Below are 22,487 nucleotides of genomic sequence, written 5' to 3' on the forward strand. Positions count from 1 at the left end.
GATATGAGTCAAGCAAACAGTGTATCAAAATACAAAGAAATATTAACCCGTTATAAAAGTTATAAAAATATATTATTTAGAGGACAAAAGAATAAAAATTGGGATATTTCCTGTAGTCTTGCAAGAGATGAGGGTTTTCTAAATAATGAAAGTACAATTATTAGTGAGGTAATTGCAGAAAGGCAAAGCGATTTTGCTAATAATGAACTACCAATAGAGTATTTGGCAAAAATGCAGCACTATGGACTACCTACTAGATTGGTAGATCTAACGATTTCTGAACTTTGTGCTCTGTATTTTGCAGTTGAGGATGATGCGGAAAAGTCAGATGGTATAGTTTATGTGTTTGTTGATGGTAAATTATATCATTATAATGACATAGAAATTCATGCTTTATCATTATTAGCTTTTAATGAAAAATCTAATATAAGCGAATTGTGTAGTAAGTATTATAAGAAATTTGATTCAAAAATAGAAGAATCTGAGTTTTTAGATATATGTAGAGGAAATTATATAATTAAACCAAATAATATTTTTGCAAATGACAATGATAGATTACTTATACAACAAGGCACTTTTTTGATATGTGGTAATACGGTGAGTGGAGGAAAAATAATTAATTCTATTAATGCCATAGACCGAAATCAAGCAACTGAAACCATACTAATCCCATATGAATACAAAAAGAGTATAAGAGATGAATTGGACTCCTTAGGGATATCATCTAGGACAGTTTACCCTGAATTACCTACATATGCTGAACATATTAAACAAAAATTCGCAGTAGGTCCTGAAAGGAAGGTTGATTGTAAAGTCATGTATAAAATTCATGATGTTAAAGACATCTCTACAAGATCTGATAAAAGATTGTCTATATCTATCGTACTTGATGGGAAATACGAAATAGAAATGATTAAGAAAGCCGTTTATGATGTAATTGAAAAGAAGATGAGAGCATGTTCTGTCATTTGGATTTATGTTGCATTAAATGATGAGTATCTTGTGATGTCTAATTGGATTTTAAGAGCTCTTTGGGTAAGTGATAGTGCAGTTCATAAGCCGATTGAGTTAAAAGAAAAAGAGAGTAAGAATATATCATGGGATTTTAATGAGAATTTTCAAGCTACACAGGAAATGCTTTCAGATGCATTTGAAGACGACAAATATTTATTTGTATGTAATTTAAATTTTTACTTTTCTATAAAAGAGGAGTTTGATATTCTCAATAATTACTATTTGCAAAACGATATAAGCTCTTTTGTTTCAGAAATTTGTAATGGTACAAAAAAAATCAGAGAAAGATATTTTCATATGCAAGATTTAGGTAGATCCAGAAACCCCTTATTTGATGAGTATTTGGAGTTGTTTCAGTCACTAATAAGCACATTTGATGAAATAGCTAGTATTTCTACTCGTAATGAAAGCCTTGAAAATAAAGACTTTTACTTGTTCAGATATTTAATGTCTGATATGACAAAAAGTATAAAATTAATTGAAGAGCAAAAATTAAACTGGAAAAACAAAATAAATGTTACTGATTCTGATATGGCAACAATAAAATACGTTAAGAAAGAAAAGATATATAAATTCAATCCTACTATACCGATAAATGAAAATGGATTAAAGGTAGATTTTGATTTAAACATAATTGTAGATGATGATAAAAAAGTTATTATCCAAGCTAGTACGAATTTGTTTGATGATGCGGAGTTGATGATATCTATTAACAAGAATAAAAGGCTATTTGCTCAGGATAAAGTTAAAATTGAAAATGGAAAATTTAAATCCGCAAAATTTACTGATAAAGGCAATGGGTATGAAAGCGGCGACTATTCTTTAGAGATACTTTTACCTATCGCAAGCGTTCAGCCTAAATCATTTGTTGAAAAAGCAGGAATTGAATATGAAAACCTTATTGGGGAATTTGTAGAGAGAAGCGGTGTCTCTCCGATTGTAAAATATTCTAAAAACTTCAAGATATAAATGCTCATATCAAATAGTCAGTTCTATGGACTGGCTATTTGATATGTCCCTATATGTCCATATTTCGGAGAAAGTCATTGACGAAAATTTCGATTTACACTATAATAATATTAGCTAATATGCTAATAAGCAATTAAGTTAAGAGGTTATATAAATGAGTAGTCAAGATATTACATTTGGTGCATATGTTTATGGCAAAAGAAAAACCCAAGGCATCACGCAAAAACAAGTTGCGGAGGCGTTGGGTGTTACTACTGTCTATATTTGTGATATCGAAAAAAACCGAAGATATCCACCTACTGGTGGAGAACTATTAACAAAGTTGGTGGCTGTTTTGAAATTATCAGATGATGATCTTCCGTTATACTATGATTTGGCAGGACAAAACAAAGGATGTGTACCTCCAGATATAGCAGGGTATGTAATGTCAACTGATATTGTGAGGGTGGCTATAAGAAAAGCCAAGAATAAGGCAAGCGTGAAGGATTGGCAACAGTTTATTGCGGTGCTTGAAAATAAGTGATTTTGAATGGAGGTAGCATAATGGCTGGTAAGTTTGAATGGCGAAAATTTTCAGAGGTAAACCTTGAAGACGCTTTTTTTGATGCACTAAAAGCGGATTATGAGGAATTTCCAGTTTGGTTTAAGAAAAAAAGCGATGCAGGAGAGTATGCTCTCGTTTTCAACGATGAACAAGGTGTGGGTGCGTTTGTCTATCTTAAAAGAGAAAACGAAGATATTCAGCTAATGGACAAAACCTTACCTCCCATACCTCGAGTTAAAATTGGAACATTACGATTGGCTGAACGGTTCAGAGGTATGCGACTTGGAGAGGGTGCATTGGGTGTTACTCTTTGGAAATGGCGTGATGATAAAGCCGAGGACATTTATGTTACTGTCTTTGAAAAACATTCTGAATTAATCAGTCTTTTTGAGCGATTTGGGTTTAAATGTGTTGGTATGAATAGTCGTGGAGAATGCATATATTTAAAAAGTCGTAGCAAAATTGATTATAGTGACCCTTATAAAGCATTCCCATTTATTCGAGCAAACTTTAGCAAAGCAGGGTTACTGCCGATATTTGAGAGATTTCATGATAGACTGTTCCCTTATTCTGAGTTAAAAATCAGAAAGCGTGAGATTGAGGAGGAAACAGCTGGCAATGGGGTTACAAAGGTTTACATAGGTTCACCTTATACAGCTATGCACTATGAAGTTGGGGAACCAGTCGGTATTTATCGGATATTCGAAGGTGACTCAGGAAAAACCTACAGATCGGCAGTTACATCATATTGTACAATAACCAAAATGGATGTAATAAAAAACAATGGAAGAGCAGCTATGAGCCTTGCTGATTTTGTTAAGAATGCGGGCAACAAAACTGTTTTTACAGCGGAGGAATTAACTAGTACATATAACGGTCAAAATAATGTCGTGATGCTTGAATTAGTGTATAATGGCTTTTTGGGTAAAGGTCATAATATAATTCACAAAAACTTAAAAGAGCAGGGATTATTTGATGTTCATCCTTATAATTTGGATTACACAAAAGAACAGTTCATTAAACTATTAGAAATGGGTGATGTAGATGTGCAAAATGTTATTATCGATTAATCCAGAACATGTAGAAAATATTTTGAATGGCAATAAGCAGTTTGAGTTTAGAAAAATCAAGTGTAAATCTAATGTGGATAAGATTGTTATATATTCCACCTCCCCTGTAATGCGTGTGGTTGGTGAAGTTGAAGTTTTGGAAATAATAGTAGATACCCCCGATGAAGTTTGGGAACTTACTGCTGAATTTTCGGGAATTACAAAGCATTTCTTTGATGTGTATTTTGAGAATAAAGAAAAAGCTGTCGCCTATCGGCTCGGTAAAGTGAAAAAATATAAAGAACCACTAAAACTTATGGATTTTGGCATCAGCTTTGCACCGCAGTCATTTGTATATATTTAAAATAAAAGCAGGGTTTATGAAGCGTGCAGCTTCCTATCCCCCTGCTTTTATTTTGCCTAAAATGGTAAATCCTCATCATCAGGAGCTGAATTCGATATTTCAAATTCATTATTTGTAGCGGCAACCTCATCTGTAGCATAAAAATTTTCGTCGTTGTCTATGAACTGCACTTGATCCCATGGCTTCAAGTAATTTTCAGTAAGGAAATATGTAGGTTTGCCGCAACTTTCACAGAAGCGAGCGTTCCCGGGACAATTGTGCTGAATTAAATACTGATCTCTATCATCCCAATCTCCCTCGCATTTGTTGTATACACGTGTACCGCAGATTCTGCAAAATTCTGATTTGGAGCTAAACTCCTCGTTTTTGCACTTAGGGCAAATTACGACTTGGTCATTTTTATTCATCTGAAAACCATCATTATAAATCATATTTCATCATCCTATCTGTGAGTTGAGTTCACAATATATTCGCTCCGTTCTTCTTGCCAAGAGAGAAGGAAGTTCTCTTTTGAGTAGATTGTTTGCTTGCCACAAATTTCGCAATAACGTGCGTTGGAAGGGTTCTTGTGGTAGCAATTAGTTTGATACTTATCTCCATTGCATTCATTGAAAAGTGAAGTTCCACAAATACGGCAAAAGCTGGCTGTGGTGCTCATTTCCTCGTTTTTACATATTGGGCAAATAATAATTCTTGAATTATGATCAAGCTCCATTGGAACTGTATATTCAATTTGTTTAACACCTTTTACGTTAGAAGATGTTAATTCGTTGCCGCAGATTATACAGAATTCAGCAATTGGTGAAATATCTGTATTGCCACACTGCTTACAAGTTGCAACAGGAATAGAACTAAATAAATCAAGCCTTTTAAGATTATTCACTCTTTTAAACAGGGCTTGGTCTGAAACTAAAAATTCAGCTGCGACCGCTTCACGAGAAATAAAATTGCTTTTTATTAATAAGCGTTCTGGAACTAGTAGACGACCTGCAAATTCGTCAGCTTCTAAATCGTCATGATCAAGGTGCTTTTTAGATTTGAGTCGGCGTGGTATAAGCAAATGACCTAAAATAATATGGGCTATTTCGTGAGCAATGGTAAAATTGAAACGTCGATAACTTGAATAACGGAATGAACCTCTTTTGCGGGTATTAAGGACAATACAGTAACCATATTCTTCACCATAATACTCGGCTGCAGCATCAACATTATGTGAAAGCTGATCATTTTCCATTTTTTCGAGATTAAGCTTGTTGCTATTTATTATTGTATCAAGTAATTCAACACAGTTAATTGGATATTCTTTTATATTGTAAGTATGTAAGAATTCAGCAAGCCGAATCCGTATTAGATGCTTGCTGTTTTCTGATAGCTTGTTTATGGTCAAATATCGTTCATCAAAGTATTTCATGACAGTAGCACTCTCCTCTTTAGTAGGGACGGTGATTACTGTTTTTTCTTGTTTTTAAGAAACGACAGTGCCATGTCCTTCAGTATTGACCTATCCTCATCTGTTAATTCACGAGACACACGATAAGCAACATTTGCCCAATCCTCGTCTTTACGGAACATATCTTTTACTCCACGCTTAATATCCACAATTTCACCATTTTCATCTTTGAATACTAATTCATAAAATTTGTCCGTTTCATGAATTTCCTCAATATAACCTGCAACTTTCATTAGGTCACTGTATTCAATGTTTAAAGCTTCTGATAAGGCACGAAGAGTAGCCGGTGTGGGGTTATTTCTCTTCCCTGCTTCAATACGGGAAATCTCAGTATTGCTAATGCCGCTTCTATCAGAAAGCTCTCGTTGAGAGATCTTCTTTTCAGCACGCAATTGTGCGATATAGCTACCAATATTTGTAGGCATTATGCACACCTCCTTTTGAGAAAAGTATAACATAGGTGTAACCTACTGTCAACAATATAATAATTATTTGCAAAAACGAATTGACAACACTAATGGGGAACACTATAATAAAAATGTAACCCAGAGGCAAACGATGACAGGAGGTGAAAAGTATGGTGCCAAACATGAAATATATTCAAGATCTAGTGTTCAAGCAAGGATGGTCTCAGACAGAATTTGCAAATGAACTTGGGATGTCAAGAGCGGAAGTGAATCGCCTTTTTAATGGTCGCAGGAAAGGAGGTACAAAACTTGCAGGAAATCTTATCAGAGTATTTCCGAATGAACCAATAGATAAGCTCTTTTTTTTGCATCAAGTGTTGCCTGTAGGCAAATAAATAAAATAATATTTCAATAATGAATGGAGGTGAGGAAAATTGAAGAAAGAAAATGCAATGCCAATCAAAGCTGTTCCCTATAAACACCAAATAGAAGCGTTTTACTTTGTATGTAGTTTGTTTGGGTTAATACCTCAAATGAAGTTAATATCCATTGGTGTTGCTTTGCTGATGGAAATGGGGACAGGCAAGACAATCACTACTATATCTGTCATCGGTGCTCTATATAATGCTGGCAAGATAAAACGAGTATTGATCATCGCACCACTTTCTATTGTAGGCGTATGGCAGGAAGAGCTTTTAAAATTTGCTGATTTTAATTATACAGTAGCGGTTCTATCTGGTACAGGAAATAAAAAAGCAGATACGCTCAGGCATATGACTGGAACACCTCTTCAAGTGGTGATCGTAAACTATGAATCAGCATGGAGGCTGGAAGATGAGCTACTCAAGTTCAATGCAGATATTATCGTGGCAGACGAAGGGCATAAAATCAAGACTCACAACACGAAGCAATCAAAGTCACTACATAAACTGGGAGCAGCGGCAAGATACAAGATGCTTCTTACAGGAACGGTAATTACAAATAAAGCCATTGACGTATTCAGCCAATATAAGTTTTTAAATCCTACAGTTTTTGGTCAGAGCTTCTACATATTTAGAAATAAATACTTTGATATGACGGGTTATGGCAGCCACACTCCGATCTTAAAGAAAAGCATGGAGAGGGAGCTGACAGAAAGACTTCACAGCATTGCATATCGAATCACAAAAGCGGAGTGCTTAGACTTGCCAGCCACCACCGACATTATTAGATATGTTGAGCTGGAAACCAATGCCGCTAAGGTCTACAAGGATTTAGTCAAAGACAGTTTTGCAGAGCTTTCAAAAGGCGAAGTTACTGTAACAAATGTACTTACAAGGCTTCTTAGGTTATCCCAGCTGACTGGTGGATTTATTGGTGACGATGAGGGCAATGCACCTCAACGAATAAGCACATCAAAACTTAGTGCTCTTGAAGATATCATCGATGAAGCATTAAACGAAAATAAGAAGCTGGTTGTTATTGCAAGGTTTATAGCAGAAATAAAAGCTATCTGTAAATTGATTGAGAGTAAAAAAGTAAAGTATTCCTTGATCATGGGTGGTGTGAAGGAACGAGACGTACAGGTATCACAGTTTCAAAATGACCCAGAGGTTCAAGTTTTTGTAGGACAAATTGCTACAGCAGGACTTGGAATTACACTAACAGCAGCAAGTACAATGGTTTTCTATTCGCTGGACTACTCTATGAGTAATTTTGAACAGACAAAGGCTAGGATACATCGAGTCGGGCAAAAGGAGAACTGCACTTACATTTATCTTACCGCAAAAGGAACTGTGGATGAAAAAGTCTTGAAGGCACTACAAAACAAAGCGGATTTAGCGAGGACACTCGTTGATGATTATAAAAATGGAACCAATCCATTTACAGCGGGAGGAGGTGAAAGTGATGAGTAATAAAATGTTTGAATTGGCTGACACGCTAAAAGAGCTTAAGGAAGCTAAGAAACAGGCAGAACAAGACGTTAAGGACATCAATGCAAAAATCGATGAAACCGACTATGCATTATCTGAACTTATGGCAGAAACAGAGACACAGAGTTTTACGAGAAGTGGCACGATGTTCTATTTAACAAATGCTACAAGAGCTTCAGCTAATGCAGAAAAGAAAGCAGTACTTTATGACACACTCAAAAATAATGGCTTTGGTGTGTTGGTGTATGAAACCGTAAATGCAAATTCATTATCGGCTTTCGTGAAAGAGCAAATGTCAGATAACGCAGACTTATTACCCGATTGGTTAGATGGTTTAGTTAACATCTATGAAAAAACTACGGTCGGGGTCAGAAAAGCAAAATAGGCTTCTCTGATACAAAGATACGAAGAAACAATGAGCTAGGAAATAAGGGCAGAGATGCATTGATATAGATTAAAAAAAATATTAAATTGCGGAGGATAATTACATGTCAAAGAATGATACAGCATTAACAATAAAAACAGGTTTTATGAATCTTGCAGATTTCAATATGAACGATGCCATGGCAGAAGAACTAGACGGTCTTGAGGGTGGATTTGAACGCATTAAAATTCCAAGTGCAGGCTCAACGGTTTATGAAGTGCCCGGTGAAAATCCAAACGAGCCAGATACAGTCAAAGAATTTTCAGCAGTTATTTTGTTTCATCATCCATTGCACGCATATTATCAAAGTAAATATACAGGTGGAAACCAGCCGCCTGATTGCGGAAGCTTTGATGGATTGAATGGTGAAGGCAATCCCGGGGGAAGTTGTAGTGCCTGTTATTTCAATAAATTTGGAAGCGGTGAAAATGGCAGTAAAGCTTGCAAGAATAGACGAAGAATTTATGTCTTGCGTGAAGGCGAGATTTTCCCATTACTTATTTCAATACCAACAGGCTCTCTGAAAGAATTTACACGTTTTATCAAGCGACTGCTCTCCAAGGGCAAGAAATCAAACAGCGTGGTTACAAAGTTTAGTCTCAAGAAGGCTACGAATAATGGTGGTATTGCATATTCACAAGCACAGTTTTCTGTGGATAGAGTGTTGACACCAGATGAATTCACTTTGATTAACAAGCTGTCTGAACAGGTTAAGTTATACAGCAAAAACATCGGCTTTGAAATGGAACATGCCGTTGAAGCAGCAGATGATTTGCCGTTTGTTGATGCGGAAACTGGTGAGATTGTAGAACCACTTAAATAAAAACACGCCGTAAGCGGTGGAGTGGGAATTGTTCCTGCTCCCCTGCTAATAGGCTGACAGGAGAGAAACATGGATTATAGATGCGTAACAGAGCTTAATGAATTACAGGAATATATCGGCGATGCTAAGGTCATAGCTTTTGACTTCGAAACTGCCCCGATTGATAAATATAGAGATGAGAAATTTGCTGCACTGGATGCACATAAATCAGTAATTGCAGGTGTTTCATTTTCAGTAGCTGAGGGAACTGCGGTTTATGTACCTCTAAATCATAGGGTAGGTGATAATGCTAAGAACATTGAAGAAATCACGAATTGGCTTTCCCAAACAGTATTTATGAATGACAAGATTACAAAGGTCGCTCATAACCTAAGCTTTGAAACAATGTTTTTATATGCCTTGGGCATTATTGTTCAGCCACCAGTATATGACACTATAGTTTATCATTAAAGCTCATTCAAAAGATGCTGGATAAAGGCTTAATTACTGCGGATGAATTTCAGAAAATTGATGCACTAAATCGGATATCTTTTTCGCCATACTTAGCAGGGATTATGGCTTGAATACCTTGCTAATTAGCACACTTAGAGCTATCATGTAACCCACGAATGGAGGTGAAAATAATGCGTAAAATAACAACAATCAATCCAGTAGGGCTAGATACTTCATTGTACAAAACTAAAAAAATACGTACTGCGGCATATGCCCGAGTCTCAACAGATAGCACAGAGCAAATGCAAAGCTTTAATGTCCAAGTAGAACATTATACAGACTTTATCAATTCTAATCCGGAATGGGAGTTTGTTGGTGTTTATGCAGATGAGGGAATAAGTGGTACAAAAAAAGAAAATCGCACCGAGCTTCTTCGATTGCTATCAGATTGTGAAAGTAAAAAGATAGATTTTATTATAACAAAGTCTATCAGCCGCTTTGCAAGAAATACAACTGACTGTTTGGAAATAGTAAGAAGGCTAACGGATATCTCAGTATATATACTCTTCGAAAAAGAAAACATCAATACTAAAACCACTGACAGCGAGTTGATATTAACGATTCTAAGTTCACTTGCAGCGGAGGAATCAATCTCTATTTCGCAAAATAATAAATGGAGCATACAGAAACGCTTTAAAAATGGGACTTATAAGCTGGCAGTTCCACCCTATGGCTATGACTTCAATGGGGAAACAATTATTCCTAATGAAGAACAGGCAAAGATAGTTAAAAGCATATTTGCCGAGGTGCTTTCAGGGTTTGGAACACGAGCCGTAGCGATGCATCTTGATGCTGATGGAATTAAACCACAGCGTGGCAAGAAATGGTCTGCTACATCCATTCGAGGAATACTTGAAAATGAAAAATATATTGGTGACGTGCTTCACCAAAAGACATATACAGATGATAATTTTATTAGGCATGCTAATAAGGGTGAAGAAGATAAATTTTATCTTCAGGATAATCATGTGGCAATTATATCAAAAGAGGATTTCAAAGCGGCAACAAGCATTTTAAAGCAACGAGGTCATGAAAAGGGCATAAAAAAGAAAAGTACAAAATATCAAAATCGATACTCTTTTTCTGGAATGATACTTTGCAATGAATGTGGCAGTACTTTTAAGAGACGAGTTCATTTGCCAAATAAGGCTGGACAATATATCGCTTGGTGCTGCAACAACCACATTAGTACCAATGGGCAAGACTGTTCAATGCTGTTTATCCGAGATGAAAATATACAGTCAGCATTTGTTGTGATGATGAACAAGCTTTATTCAAACCGAAATCTAATATTGAAGCCATTATTGCAGGCTTTAAAACAAATTGATAGCGGCGGCAAATATGCAGACATAGTAGAAATTAACAGGCAAATAGATGAAATATCAGAGCAGGGACAATCAATTGTAGGACTTTACACTAAGAATATTATTGAACCTGCTCGCTTTTATGAAAAGCAAAACAGCCTTAAAGCTGAGCTTTTACGCCTCAAAGATAAGAAGGCAATTCTTAATGGCGGTGTTGAAGGCGAGAAAACAAGGGTTACTGAAACTGAGGAGCTTTACAAATATCTTAACAAAGACGGTGGCATTATTGAAGGCTTTGATGATGAGTTGTTCATTCGATTTGTAAGTGGAATTCTTGTGATATCTTCCATAGAGGTTGAATTTAAACTAAAAAATGGACTTTGTTTAAGAGAAAGGATAGCGAGGTGAGGGTTATGGCACATACTCCATATGGATATTTGATAGCAAGCGGCGTGGCAGTAATAGATGGTGAAAAAGCTGAAAATGTAAAGGTATTATTCCAAGAATATTTATCTGGTACATCGCTTCAAAGAATAGCGGATATTGCTGGGATACCACGTAAGCACGTTTCACTGGGCAGAATGATTGAGGATAAGAGATATATGGGTGATACCTTCTACCCTGCTATAATTGATAAAGAAATTTGGGACGAGGCTCAATCGGAGCGAAAACGCCGGGCTGAACATTTGGGAAGAAATAAAAATTACTTCGCCTTGGATAAAACTAAAATATCGCCTTTTTGGGGCATTGTGTTTTGTGACGATTGCGGTAGTGAGTTTAGGAGATACGCAGATAAGGGTAATGAACGCTGGAAGTGCAGCAGATATCTTGTGAAAAACAGGCTTACCTGCAAAAGTGCAATGATAAAAGAGGATTTAATTGAAGCGGCTTTTATGCGGGTGCTGGGTAAGATTGATCTTGATGAAATTGCAGTAAAACCAAAGCTAGACACAGTCGCAATAAAGCAACTTTTTTCAGATCCATTCGAGCAAGCAGAATACGTGTATTCTATTTCAAAGGTTGATGATTTTGATTATATGACAGATAAACTGCTCACCGCCATGAAGGATAAACCTACAGTCTTTGACGGTAACTTTATGAGAAGAATAATAAAATGCATTAAGGTGGCAACCGATAACACTGCCACCTTTGAATTTTTAAATAGCAAAATAATGAGAGAGGAGTTGAAAGCAAATGGCAGTTAAAAATGTATCCGTAATACCAGCAACACGTAGAACTGGAAGTAATAATTCTACTAGAACAGCGGTAACCAAGCTGAGAGTTGCCGCATACTGCAGGGTTTCCACTGATGACGAAGAACAATTAACAAGCTACGCAGCTCAGGTTAGTCATTACACTGATTTTATACAAAAAAATGATGAGTGGGAGTTTGCAGGTATATACGCAGATGAAGCCATATCAGCAACTAACACCAAGAAGCGGCTAGATTTCCATCGGCTCATCGACGATTGCATGGCTGGTAAAATTGATTACATCATTACAAAGTCAGTGAGTCGGTTTGCAAGAAATACTCTCGACTGTTTGAATTATACAAGGCAGTTAAGAGATAAGAATATTCCAGTATTTTTTGAAAAAGAAAATATAATATCCACTGACAGTAAAGGTGAGCTGATGCTTACCATTATGGCTTCAATTGCACAAGAAGAAAGCCGCTCCACCAGTCAAAATGTTAAGATGGGTTTTCAATATCGCTTCCAAAAAGGTGAAATGCAGATAAACCATAATCGCTTTTTAGGCTATACCAAGGATGACAAGAAACAACTTATTATCGATCCGCAAGGAGCGGAAATTGTAAAACGCATTTACCGAGAATATTTAGAAGGTGCAAGCCTCTTTGATATTTGTAAAGGTCTTGAAGCTGATGGCATTTTAACAGGAGCGGGACTTCCAAAGTGGCGACCAGAAACAGTTAAAAAAATGCTTCAAAATGAGAAGTATGTCGGAGATGCCTTGCTTCAAAAGACTTATACCATTGATTTTCTTGAAAAGAAGCGGGTTATCAATAACGAAATTGTACCTCAGTATTATGTAGAAAACAGCCACGAAGCAATCATTCCAAGGGATTTACATATGCAGGTGCAAGAGGAAATTAAGAGACGAGTAAATATCTACAACTCTAAGAGTGGCGGTAAACGGATTTATAGCTCACGATATGCATTATCAAGCATTGTCTTTTGCGGAGAATGCGGGGAGATATATCGCAGGGTTCATTGGAACAACAGAGGAAAGAAATCCGTTGTTTGGAGATGCGTTAATAGGCTTGAGGAAAAAGGCAGTGACTGCCTGTCGCAGACAATAACAGAGGAAGTTTTGCAAACAGGAGTGACGATAGCAATAAATCAGATAATTGCTGGGCGAGAAGGTTTTATTACCATATTGTCTAAGAACATTGAAACAGTGCTGGGAACAGAATTTGATATGGATACAGATGCCATTGATGAAAAGCTTGGTACACTTCAAGATGAGATCATGCGGCTGGCAAGTTCAAAATCTGACTATGACAACCTAGCTGCAGAAATTCACAGACTAAGGTCAATAAAACAAGAAACACAGGAGCATAATGCACAGAGGCAAACCAAACGCCAGCGAATAAGTGAGATGAAAGAGTTTCTGGATATTCAAAGCGGAATAATCTCTGAATATGATGATAAACTCACAAGGCAGCTGATAGAGCAGATAACTGTTTTTGACGATAAGATTCAGGTTTCATTTAAGTCGGGTGTGGATATAGAGGTTAAGATATAAGTTAATATAAGTTTATATTCAAAAGTGGTCAAAGGGTGAAGGCAAAACCAGTAAGTAAATATGTAGGATATGAGCCGCAGGCAATGGTATGTTGAACATCGCTGTTTGCGGCTTTTTCTTTTTGGGCAACAAAATTATAAATTAAGAATAGTTATGGATTTAAAGTCAAAATCAATTAATTTTTCATTTTTCATTTTTTGGAGTTCTCTTGATAAAGAAGTTCGTTGAACTCCGATTTTTTCAGCTAATGATTTTTTGGACGTAGGAAGTATTATTTTACAAGCCTTCTGTTTTTTTTGCTCATACTTCAGATAGTTGATAATGCTTTCTCTAATGGTTCTATTTATATAATGTTTAATCTTATCGCTAAGGATGGAAGCATGATCGGAAATAAATTCAAGAAACGTGCTTAAAAAAAGCGGATTTGTACTGAAAAGACTAAAAAGCAATTCTTTGTTAATTTCCAGTATAACGGAAGGGAGCTTTGATATAGCTGTCATTGGGTAACGGGGATTGGTTGAAAAAATCAAATTTCCACCAAGAATATCATCAGAATAAAAGTCTGAAATAGTTAGAGTGTTACCAGATTCATCTATACGTTCAATAACAATTTTACCAGAGAGGATAATTTCAAGCTTCGAACAAACCTCTCCATCAAAATGTATGATACTGTCTTTTTTGTAACAAACAATTCTGAATTGTCCATTTTCTAATAATTTTTGAATTTCTTCAGTTGGCAGTGTGCTTAATAAAGTCGACTCATTAATTGAATCCCAGTATTTAACTATAATAAACATCTCCTTCTTAATAGTGTTACCTTGGTAACACCTTAAATTAAATTATAATGCTATAATGTATTTATATCAATAGTTTAATTATGGAGGGTTTGCTATGAAGCTGTTAGTTTTTAGTATAAGGGTACTTTTTTTATTACTGTTTACTTTTCTCATTTTTACAGGGAATATGATGGTTTGGCTAGGTTTATTTGTTGTAAGCATAGTATTTTCAGTGTTTTTTGGTAGAATATACTGTGGGTATATTTGTCCTATGAATACGCTAATGGAACCCACTGAGTGGCTTTCAAAGAAGTTGAAGATACAAAGTGTTAATGTTCCTAAATGGCTCAATTCAGAAAAAATTTCGTTTGTAGTTTTGATTGCCAGCATACTATCAGTGATATTATTTAAAAGAATATTTTTTATAAATATACCAATATTGCCCATCTTACTAATCATTTCTGTAGTAATGACATTGAGATTTAAACCGGATATTTTTCATAATAAAATTTGTCCATTTGGATTACTTCAGAAATTATTTGGTAAACATGCACTATTTTCTAAAATGGTTATTTCCGATAAATGTGTTGGCTGTAAATTATGTGAAAATGCGTGTCCTTCTAAAGCAATAGAAGTATCTAAAGTAAGCAAAAAAGCAATTATCAATACTGCTTATTGCTATCAGTGTATAAACTGTGCAGTAGTTTGCCCGAAATCGGCAATTGTGTATAGGAAAAAGTAAATTCTAAAAGTATGGGGTTTTAAAATTCTGACTATCTGAAAATAATATTTAAAATTGTTGCAAATGCAACAGATAAAGTTTTGCCTATAGCGTATAATAAAATAGAAAAATACAAAAGAAAGGAAATTAAAAAATGATTGAACAGGTTTTTAAGATGAATACGGGTAACGAAAAAACTATTGAAAAAGTTATTCAGGATGATAATCTTCATTTTAATCATATGATTCTTAATAAAGATGAAGGGTTGCCTGAACATTTTTCGAATTCAAATGTTTACATGACTGTCTTGAAAGGTGTCTTGTCTATTGGCTTAAATGAACAGGAAATTCATCAATATGAAGCTGGGACAATTCTTAAAATTCCTTTCAACACCAAAATGAATGTAAAAAATCACAATGAGCAGGTTTTGGAACTGATTGTTGTTAAAGCACCTGCACCAAAAAATTAGAGGAGGTTTATTATGAGCATGTTTTGTTATCAATGTCAGGAAGCGGCAAAGGGTACGGGTTGTCAGATCAAGGGTGTCTGTGGTAAGAATGAGGAAGTGGCAAAACTTCAGGATTTGTTGATCTATTCAGTAAAAGGGATTTCGGAAGTTGTAGTGAAAGGAAAACTTCAAGATAAGGAACTAAAAGAGGTAAATCATGAAGTAATAAAGAGTCTTTTTATTACTATTACTAATGCAAATTTTGATGAATCAGCTATTGAAAAACAGATTCAAAAAATGCTTGGTTTAAGAAATGAGTTAAAAAAGAATGTTTCAGGTATAGAATTAGAAGATGCTGCTAATTTTGAAGTGTCCGATAAGGCTTCGATGCTTGAAAAGGCTTCAAAAATCGGAGTACTTGCTACAGAGAATGAAGATGTCAGATCCTTAAGAGAACTTATAACGTATGGTTTAAAGGGGATGGCTGCATATGCCCATCACGCTTTGAACCTTGGGAAAGAAAATCCTGACATTTACGCATTTATATATGAAGCAATGGCGGGAACTATCAATGATAAATTATCAGCCGACGAACTGGTTGCATTAACTCTTAAAACCGGAGAATTTGGTGTAACAACTATGGCTCTTCTTGATGAAGCAAATACATCCAAATATGGAAATCCTGAAATTACGAGTGTTAATATTGGTGTTGGTAAAAACCCTGGTATATTGATTTCAGGGCATGATCTCACAGACCTTGAACAGCTTTTAGAGCAAACAAAGGGAACAGGTGTTGATGTATATACTCATAGCGAAATGCTTCCTGCACATTATTATCCGTTCTTTAAAAAGTATGAGAACTTCGTAGGAAACTATGGCAACGCATGGTGGAAACAGATTGAGGAATTTGAATCTTTTAATGGGCCAATTCTCTTTACAACCAACTGTATTGTACCTCCAAGGAGCGAAGCGGTCAGAGGCAGAATATTTACTTCAGGTGCATCAGGTTATCCGGGTTGTATTCATATTGAAGCAGATAAAGAAGGCAAAAAGGATTTTTCTGCGATTATTGAAATGGCGAAAAAATGTAAAGTTCCTACAGAAATTGAAACAGGCAACATCGTTGGAGGCTTTGCACATGCACAAGTACTTGCTTTGGCAGATAAAGTAATTGATGCTGTAAAATCTGGTGCAATTAAGAAATTTTTTGTCATGGCAGGTTGTGATGGCAGAATGAAGTCGAGAGATTACTATACAGATTTTGCAGAGAAACTTCCAACAGACGCTGTTATACTTACTGCCGGATGTGCAAAATACAGATATAACAAACTACAGCTCGGTGATATTGGTGGCATTCCAAGAGTGCTGGATGCAGGACAATGTAATGATTCATATTCTCTTGCAGTGATAGCACTGAAACTCAAAGAGGTGTTCGGTCTGGATGATGTAAATAAGCTTCCAATCGCTTATAACATCGCATGGTATGAACAGAAAGCTGTTATTGTACTTTTAGCTCTGCTTTATTTGGGTGTTAAAAACATTCATTTAGGACCAACTTTACCGGCATTCTTATCACCAAATGTAGCAAAGGTTCTTGTTGAAACCTTTGGAATTGCAGGTATTGGAACCGTTGATGATGATATAAAATTGTTTATGGCTTAAAATAAAAAAGATATAACAATATGGAATGCAACTCCTGACAATCAATAGCCGTTGTCAGGAGTTGTTGTTTAAAGGGAGGGATATAGCTTGGATGAAAAAAATGCTATTATAAATGAAATGATTAATTATTATGCAGGTGATGTTAAAAGAATCAATCATTTTATGAAAGTATATAGTTTTGCAAAAACTATTGGAGAGATGGAACAGATAGGTAGTGAAAAACAGGAATTTTTGGAAATTGCAGCTATTGTCCATGATATCGGAATTAAAGTCAGCGAACAGAAATACAATTCGAGTTCAGGAAAGTACCAACAGATTGAAGGACCCGCAATTGCAGAAGATTTACTTAAAAGGCTTGGTTTTAGTGATTTGATTATCTCAAGAGTTAGCTATCTTGTTGGACATCATCATACATATAATGCAATTGACGATATAGATTTTCAAATTCTTGTTGAAGCAGATTTCTTAATAAATATATTTGAAGATGAAATGTCGCAGGAAGCAGTTTGTAAAATAAGAGATCATTATTTTAGAACGAATGCGGGGTTAAGCTTACTAAAACTGATGTATTTCTCATAAATTAATAAAAAAACCCGCAAGTTGATAGGATGAATCTAACTTTGCGGGTGTAGCATAGTGATTTATTAAAATGAATTATACTTCAAGAATCCTGCCATCTGTTGATATTGTAATAATATGCCAAGGTATAAGCTTCCCACTGTATTGAAGTGCTGTCTTAACTGCATTTTCAATACCCCCACAGCAAGGGACTTCCATTCTAACAACAGTTAAGGATTTTATGTTATTCAGTTTAAGAATTGCAGTAAACTTTTCACTATAATCGCCTTCATCAAGTTTTGGGCAGCCAATTAGGGTTATTTTGTTTTTCATGAATTCACTGTGAAAATTGCCGTATGCATATGCGGTACAGTCTGCTGCAATTAATAAGTGAGAGTTGTTGAAATAAGGTGCGTTTGGTGGAACAAGTTTGATTTGTACCGGCCATTGGTTTAATTGAGTTTGGATTGGCATATGAGCATCCGCTTTGGCTTCGCAAAGAGCATTACGTTCGAGAGTTTTGGATTGAGTACCCGGACAGCCACAGGCTAAGTTTTGTGGTTGATTGCTTTCCGAAATTTTCTTTACGGCATCTTCATCAAATGCAGCTGCTTCTCTTTCTTCAAAACTAATAGCATCGGTTGGACAAACAGGTAAGCAGTTACCTAATCCATCACAATAATCATCACGAAGAAGCTTTGCTTTTCCGTTGACCATGCCGATAGCACCTTCGTGACAGGCTGTAACGCATAATCCGCAACCAGTGCATTTGTCTTCATCTATTTTTATAATTTGTCGTAACATTTAGAATTCCTCCTTGTTTTTTATAGTATTAGTATATTATAATGAAAAAAAGATGGCGGTTGCATTTGCAACAAAAGAGGTAATTTATGAAGAAATATCTTAAGCAACTACAAAAAAATGCTTTGTTCAAAGATTTTGACGAAAATGATTTGGAAAGCATTATAAAATGCCTGTCTTCAAAGGTGGATTCTTATAAGAAAAAGGATGTTATATTACTTCAAGGTGACCATGTTAACTTTGTTGGAATAGTCCTATCAGGCAGTATTCAAGTTATAAAAGAAGATATGGAAGGTAATGTTAATATTCTTGCTCACTTGGGCGTTAATGACATTTTTGCAGAAGCATTTGCTTGTGCGGATATTTTTGAATGCCCTGTAACGGTGCAAGCCATTGAAGATTGTGAAATACTTTTTATTGATTGTAAGCGAATAATTAAAACTTGCCATAAAGCCTGTATTTTTCATTCAAGTTTAATAGAGAATATGCTTTCATTGATTTCAAAAAAGAATATTACCCTTAGTCAAAAAATTGAGATTCTATCAAAACGTACAACAAGGGAAAAATTATTAACTTTTTTCAATACTCAGATACAAATGACCCATTTAAAAAAAATTTCAATACCGTATAACCGAGAAGGTCTTGCAAATTATCTTTGTGTAGATAGGAGTGCATTGTCACGTGAACTTTGTAATATGCGAGATGAAGGTTTGATTAAATTTGTGAAAAATGAATTTGAAATTTTAAAAAGGAATAAGTAATAATACAGAATACCGAGATCAAAGAAAAAAATTAGGAGGCGGATTTTTATGAAGGTTGGATTAATAAGGTGTATGCAGACAGAGGATATGTGCCCTGCGACAACAGATTTCAAAGTAATGAGAGAAAAGAAATGTGCATTTGAAGGCGTGGAAGGTGAAATTGAAATTATTGGTCTTAATACTTGCGGCGGCTGTCCCGGTAAGAAAGCAGTGACAAGAGCAGCTGAAATGGTTAAAAGGGGTGCTGATACAATCGTTTTAGCGTCTTGCATAACAAGGGGCAATCCGATTGGATTTAAATGTCCTCATGCGGAACAAATGAAAGAGGCAATAGTAAAGAAATTAGGTGATTCAATTACTATTTTGGATTATACCCATTAAAACGGTAGTTTAGACCCTTTTATATCCCCTGCCTACTGAACCCTTGTGAGTGTAGCAAAAATCAAAAAACTACACACTCAAGGGTGAATTTGAAAAATCTCAAAATCGGGCAGCAGATGACTAATCTCAACCCACGTGGATAAAGTGAGAAAATACAAAAAACATCTAATGTGTCAACTCACCCCTAAGTTTTTTCAGTTGATAGCAATTTCATCAACTCACCCTATATGATAAAATTCAATCGACATCAATTATGTCATCTCACCGCATACAGAAACGGTTTCATTACTGGAACGGGTAGAACCCTGATAAATAAAGGACTTCAGCTTTTTAAAGCTGCTACATTTTTGAATAACCCTTGAGGAGATAAAAAAGATGACATCGGGGTCAAATGCCGGTATTTCAAGCTTCACCGAATTCCTATACGTGTGAATCAGGAGTTTTATCCAACCCCAAAAAATTGTATTGGCCTTAGATTAAAACTCTACAGATTTTCAGAAACAAACCGATAAAATAAAAACGAGGAGGAGGACGATGAATAAGGAAAAGCAGACGGTGAAACGCAGAATTTTTATTTCTAATACCAGAATGGTACTTGTAACTTTAAGTCTATTTCTTTTCGTTAATATGTTTGTAGTAAATTTATATGAGAGCACTTATAAAAACAGCATGATTGGTTCGTCTGAGTTAGCAGATAATACCGAACAAATAAGAAATATCCTGACAGATTGGAATCCATCCCCAACAGAAGAGGCGATAAACAATCTTGCAACAAAACTGAACAGGTATGGATTTTCTCTTTGCGTTGAAATAGATAGTGAAGTGATTTACTCAAATACTGATTTTCCTGTGAGTGAGCTTATAAATGAAATTGGAGATTATTTGGAAACAGATGAAAAGGTGCATATTTATGTACAAGACTATATGACTGTGCTAACACAAAATAATATGAATGAGAAAATGAAAGTGTTTGCAATTGCAGGAGAATATCATAAATTCCTGTTTCAAAAAAATAGTTTGACTACTATACTTATACTATTGCTGATTGATGGTATATTTTGCATAGGTGCCTTACTCATAATTAGTCAGATTTTTACTAAGAGACTTATAGAACATATCACAAATCCTTTAGATGCATTGTCAAAAGGAGCAAAAAGAATGAAAGAAGGAAATTTTTCTGAACCTGTTAAATACAAGGGAGATCTTGAATTTGAATATGTCTGTGACGCATTTAATGAAATGCAGGAACATATAACGGAAGCTAATGCGGAAAAGGAGTCTTATGAAAAGGTGAGAGTTGAAATGGTGGCGGGAATTTCTCATGACTTAAGGACTCCATTAACGGCAATCAGAGGAACAATAAAAGGTCTCAAGGATGGGGTTGCGACAACACCTGAATTAAGAGAAAAATTTCTTGATACAGCTTATAGACGAACGATAGAAATGGATCGGCTTTTGGAAAGGTTATTTTATTTCTCAAAACTTGAAACAGGTAATATGCCACTGTTTTTTGAAAAGATAGAGTGGAGTGAGTATCTGGAAGATTATGTGAAAAGATACGAATTATTGATAGAGAATGAATCTATAAAAATTAAAATTAAAGATGTAAAAAAAGGTTTGTTTTCAAATGTTGACCGAGAACAAATGAAACGAATACTTGACAATATACTGGAAAACAGTAAAAAATATGCAGAAACAGATAAGCTTGAAATTACCATTAATATTTTTGAAGAACATTCATATGTAGTACTTGAGATATCTGATAATGGCTGTGGAGTTTCAGAAGATAAGATTTCCCATATTTTTGAACAATTTTTCCAAGGTGATGAGTCAAGGAATATAAAAGAAGGGAATGGACTAGGTCTTTATATTGTAAAATATCTAGTGGATGCTATGGGAGGCTCAGTAGATGCAGAAAACAGCAACGGTCTTACTATTCGAATAAGACTACCAATTTTCGCTGAATATGGTGATTTAGATGAATGCCAAATATAGAATTCTGATTGTCGAAGACGATGATGATATCAGTATGATAGAACAGGCTTATCTGGAAGCTAGTGGGTTTGAAACATTCATTGTAAGTGATGGCGATAAAGTACTTCCACTTCTGCATGTGGAAAAGTTTGACTTATTACTGCTGGATCTTATGCTTCCCGGAAAGAATGGTTATGAGATATGCAAAGAGATAAGAGGTGAAATTAATATTCCAATTCTCATGGTAACGGCAAGGACGGAATCTGTTGATAAAATTCGTGGTCTGGGACTTGGTGCAGATGATTATATTACTAAACCTTTTGATCCCGCTGAGCTTGTAGCAAGAGTAAATGCAAATATAAGACAGTATAGTCGATTAACAGAAGCCAATCAGATAGAATCGGGTGAGAAGGGCGATGAGATACAAATAGGTAATATTCGGGTTCTTCTGCATGGATGGAAGGTCTATAAGGGTGAGCAAGAAATTCGCTTTCCTAACCGAGAATTTGAATTATTAAAATTTATGGCTGAAAATCCTAATATTGTTTTCTCGAAAGAACAATTGTTTGAAAAAATATGGGGATATGATTATGTTGGGGATAGCGCGACGGTTATGGTGCATATTAATCGTATTCGTGAAAAAATTGAGGATGACAGTAAAAACCCAAAAATCTTAGAGACAGTATGGGGGGCGGGATACCGGTTGAATAGATAAGATAAAATTATATGGTTATCAGGTTAGAGTAGCAAATTATAATTATTAACTCAACTTTCCCACCCTGTCGGGTAGGTTGAAACCTTGAAAGTCTTTGAAAGTATGGTTAAATACAACAAGGAAACCACCAAATCTGGTATAATGAGAATAACCACAAACCCAATAATACCA

Annotated in this window: 26 protein-coding genes; 21 read left to right on the forward strand and 5 right to left on the reverse strand. The window is 35.5% G+C overall.

Annotated features, from left to right (window positions below; translation table 11 throughout):
- The first annotated feature begins 3 nt into the window (after positions 1-3).
- The 4 genes from OKX56_RS02345 to OKX56_RS02360 all read left to right on the forward strand — a co-directional run bounded on the left by OKX56_RS02345 (position 4) and on the right by OKX56_RS02360 (position 3,940).
- The gene (locus OKX56_RS02345) at positions 4-1,983 is read left to right on the forward strand and encodes an FRG domain-containing protein (RefSeq protein ID WP_287895510.1); all 1,980 of its coding nucleotides are present in this window, start codon (positions 4-6) and stop codon (positions 1,981-1,983) included.
- Between the two features lie 154 nt (positions 1,984-2,137).
- Positions 2,138-2,506, forward strand: a complete 369-nt coding sequence (locus OKX56_RS02350; RefSeq protein ID WP_287895511.1) for a helix-turn-helix domain-containing protein — start codon at positions 2,138-2,140, stop codon at positions 2,504-2,506.
- Positions 2,507-2,526: 20 nt separating this feature from the next.
- The gene (locus OKX56_RS02355; RefSeq protein WP_287895512.1) at positions 2,527-3,597 is read left to right on the forward strand and encodes a GNAT family N-acetyltransferase; all 1,071 of its coding nucleotides are present in this window, start codon (positions 2,527-2,529) and stop codon (positions 3,595-3,597) included.
- On the forward strand, positions 3,581-3,940 hold the full coding sequence (locus OKX56_RS02360; RefSeq protein WP_287895513.1) for an ASCH domain-containing protein: 360 nt from the start codon (positions 3,581-3,583) through the stop codon (positions 3,938-3,940). Before OKX56_RS02355 ends, OKX56_RS02360 begins: the two co-directional genes overlap by 17 nt.
- Positions 3,941-3,996: 56 nt before the next feature.
- On the opposite strand, the gene OKX56_RS02365 is transcribed toward OKX56_RS02360, so the two are convergent.
- The 3 genes from OKX56_RS02365 to OKX56_RS02375 are packed head-to-tail and all read right to left on the reverse strand — an operon-like array spanning position 3,997 to position 5,815.
- Positions 3,997-4,371, reverse strand: coding sequence for a hypothetical protein (locus tag OKX56_RS02365; RefSeq protein WP_287895514.1), 375 nt, complete (start codon positions 4,369-4,371; stop codon positions 3,997-3,999).
- 11 nt (positions 4,372-4,382) lie between these two features.
- Positions 4,383-5,351, reverse strand: coding sequence for an ImmA/IrrE family metallo-endopeptidase (locus OKX56_RS02370; RefSeq protein WP_287895515.1), 969 nt, complete (start codon positions 5,349-5,351; stop codon positions 4,383-4,385).
- A 35-nt stretch (positions 5,352-5,386) separates the two neighbouring features.
- The gene (locus OKX56_RS02375) at positions 5,387-5,815 is read right to left on the reverse strand and encodes a helix-turn-helix domain-containing protein (RefSeq protein ID WP_287895517.1); all 429 of its coding nucleotides are present in this window, start codon (positions 5,813-5,815) and stop codon (positions 5,387-5,389) included.
- 152 nt (positions 5,816-5,967) lie between these two features.
- Between OKX56_RS02375 and OKX56_RS02380 the strand changes: the two genes are divergently transcribed.
- The 9 genes from OKX56_RS02380 to OKX56_RS02415 all read left to right on the forward strand — a co-directional run bounded on the left by OKX56_RS02380 (position 5,968) and on the right by OKX56_RS02415 (position 13,519).
- Positions 5,968-6,192 (forward strand): helix-turn-helix transcriptional regulator, encoded by a 225-nt coding sequence (locus OKX56_RS02380; protein ID WP_287895519.1) that lies wholly within the window; start codon positions 5,968-5,970, stop codon positions 6,190-6,192.
- A 39-nt stretch (positions 6,193-6,231) separates the two neighbouring features.
- Entirely contained in the window at positions 6,232-7,692 is a 1,461-nt protein-coding gene (locus OKX56_RS02385) for a DEAD/DEAH box helicase (protein ID WP_353737755.1), read from the forward strand.
- Positions 7,685-8,095 (forward strand): gp33 family protein, encoded by a 411-nt coding sequence (locus OKX56_RS02390; protein WP_287895521.1) that lies wholly within the window; start codon positions 7,685-7,687, stop codon positions 8,093-8,095. Before OKX56_RS02385 ends, OKX56_RS02390 begins: the two co-directional genes overlap by 8 nt.
- A 103-nt stretch (positions 8,096-8,198) precedes the next feature.
- Positions 8,199-8,957: a hypothetical protein gene (locus tag OKX56_RS02395; protein ID WP_287895523.1), complete on the forward strand. Its 759-nt coding sequence runs from the start codon at positions 8,199-8,201 to the stop codon at positions 8,955-8,957.
- A 69-nt stretch (positions 8,958-9,026) separates the two neighbouring features.
- Positions 9,027-9,407 (forward strand): 3'-5' exonuclease family protein, encoded by a 381-nt coding sequence (locus tag OKX56_RS02400; protein WP_287895525.1) that lies wholly within the window; start codon positions 9,027-9,029, stop codon positions 9,405-9,407.
- 14 nt (positions 9,408-9,421) lie between these two features.
- Positions 9,422-9,520, forward strand: a complete 99-nt coding sequence (locus OKX56_RS14900; protein WP_353737756.1) for an SHOCT domain-containing protein — start codon at positions 9,422-9,424, stop codon at positions 9,518-9,520.
- Positions 9,521-9,580: 60 nt separating this feature from the next.
- A complete protein-coding gene (locus OKX56_RS02405) occupies positions 9,581-11,161 on the forward strand; it encodes a recombinase family protein (protein WP_287895527.1) in 1,581 nt (526 codons plus the stop codon).
- A 5-nt stretch (positions 11,162-11,166) separates the two neighbouring features.
- On the forward strand, positions 11,167-11,958 hold the full coding sequence (locus OKX56_RS02410; RefSeq protein WP_287895529.1) for a recombinase family protein: 792 nt from the start codon (positions 11,167-11,169) through the stop codon (positions 11,956-11,958).
- Entirely contained in the window at positions 11,948-13,519 is a 1,572-nt protein-coding gene (locus OKX56_RS02415) for a recombinase family protein (protein ID WP_287895531.1), read from the forward strand. The genes OKX56_RS02410 and OKX56_RS02415 overlap by 11 nt, the downstream gene beginning before the upstream one ends.
- A 134-nt stretch (positions 13,520-13,653) precedes the next feature.
- Here the strand turns inward: OKX56_RS02415 and OKX56_RS02420 are convergent, their stop codons facing one another.
- Positions 13,654-14,316 (reverse strand): Crp/Fnr family transcriptional regulator, encoded by a 663-nt coding sequence (locus tag OKX56_RS02420; RefSeq protein ID WP_287895533.1) that lies wholly within the window; start codon positions 14,314-14,316, stop codon positions 13,654-13,656.
- Between the two features lie 94 nt (positions 14,317-14,410).
- Here OKX56_RS02420 and OKX56_RS02425 point away from each other — a divergent pair, with 94 nt between their 5' ends.
- The 4 genes from OKX56_RS02425 to OKX56_RS02440 all read left to right on the forward strand — a co-directional run bounded on the left by OKX56_RS02425 (position 14,411) and on the right by OKX56_RS02440 (position 17,705).
- Positions 14,411-15,037 carry a 4Fe-4S binding protein gene (locus tag OKX56_RS02425; protein ID WP_287895535.1) on the forward strand — a complete coding sequence of 209 codons (627 nt, stop codon included), beginning with the start codon at positions 14,411-14,413 and terminating at the stop codon, positions 15,035-15,037.
- A 133-nt stretch (positions 15,038-15,170) separates the two neighbouring features.
- A complete protein-coding gene (locus OKX56_RS02430; RefSeq protein WP_287895537.1) occupies positions 15,171-15,485 on the forward strand; it encodes a cupin domain-containing protein in 315 nt (104 codons plus the stop codon).
- Between the two features lie 12 nt (positions 15,486-15,497).
- Entirely contained in the window at positions 15,498-17,126 is a 1,629-nt protein-coding gene (gene hcp / locus OKX56_RS02435) for a hydroxylamine reductase (RefSeq protein WP_287895539.1), read from the forward strand.
- A gap of 117 nt (positions 17,127-17,243) precedes the next feature.
- Positions 17,244-17,705, forward strand: coding sequence for an HD domain-containing protein (locus OKX56_RS02440; protein ID WP_502850634.1), 462 nt, complete (start codon positions 17,244-17,246; stop codon positions 17,703-17,705).
- Positions 17,706-17,780: 75 nt separating this feature from the next.
- Here OKX56_RS02440 and OKX56_RS02445 read toward each other — a convergent pair whose 3' ends face one another.
- Positions 17,781-18,488 carry an ATP-binding protein gene (locus OKX56_RS02445; protein ID WP_287895543.1) on the reverse strand — a complete coding sequence of 236 codons (708 nt, stop codon included), beginning with the start codon at positions 18,486-18,488 and terminating at the stop codon, positions 17,781-17,783.
- A gap of 86 nt (positions 18,489-18,574) precedes the next feature.
- Between OKX56_RS02445 and OKX56_RS02450 the strand changes: the two genes are divergently transcribed.
- The 4 genes from OKX56_RS02450 to OKX56_RS02465 all read left to right on the forward strand — a co-directional run bounded on the left by OKX56_RS02450 (position 18,575) and on the right by OKX56_RS02465 (position 22,316).
- A complete protein-coding gene (locus OKX56_RS02450; RefSeq protein ID WP_287895544.1) occupies positions 18,575-19,246 on the forward strand; it encodes a Crp/Fnr family transcriptional regulator in 672 nt (223 codons plus the stop codon).
- 48 nt (positions 19,247-19,294) lie between these two features.
- Complete coding sequence (locus OKX56_RS02455; RefSeq protein WP_287895546.1) at positions 19,295-19,627, forward strand: CGGC domain-containing protein; 333 nt, start codon at positions 19,295-19,297, stop codon at positions 19,625-19,627.
- Between the two features lie 534 nt (positions 19,628-20,161).
- Positions 20,162-21,622 (forward strand): HAMP domain-containing sensor histidine kinase, encoded by a 1,461-nt coding sequence (locus OKX56_RS02460; RefSeq protein WP_287895548.1) that lies wholly within the window; start codon positions 20,162-20,164, stop codon positions 21,620-21,622.
- Positions 21,606-22,316 (forward strand): response regulator, encoded by a 711-nt coding sequence (locus OKX56_RS02465; RefSeq protein ID WP_068884124.1) that lies wholly within the window; start codon positions 21,606-21,608, stop codon positions 22,314-22,316. The genes OKX56_RS02460 and OKX56_RS02465 overlap by 17 nt, the downstream gene beginning before the upstream one ends.
- The last annotated feature ends 171 nt before the right edge of the window (positions 22,317-22,487 follow it).

The sequence above is a fragment of the Dehalobacter sp. genome (genome assembly GCF_030063005.1).
Taxonomy (GTDB): domain Bacteria; phylum Bacillota; class Desulfitobacteriia; order Desulfitobacteriales; family Syntrophobotulaceae; genus Dehalobacter; species Dehalobacter restrictus.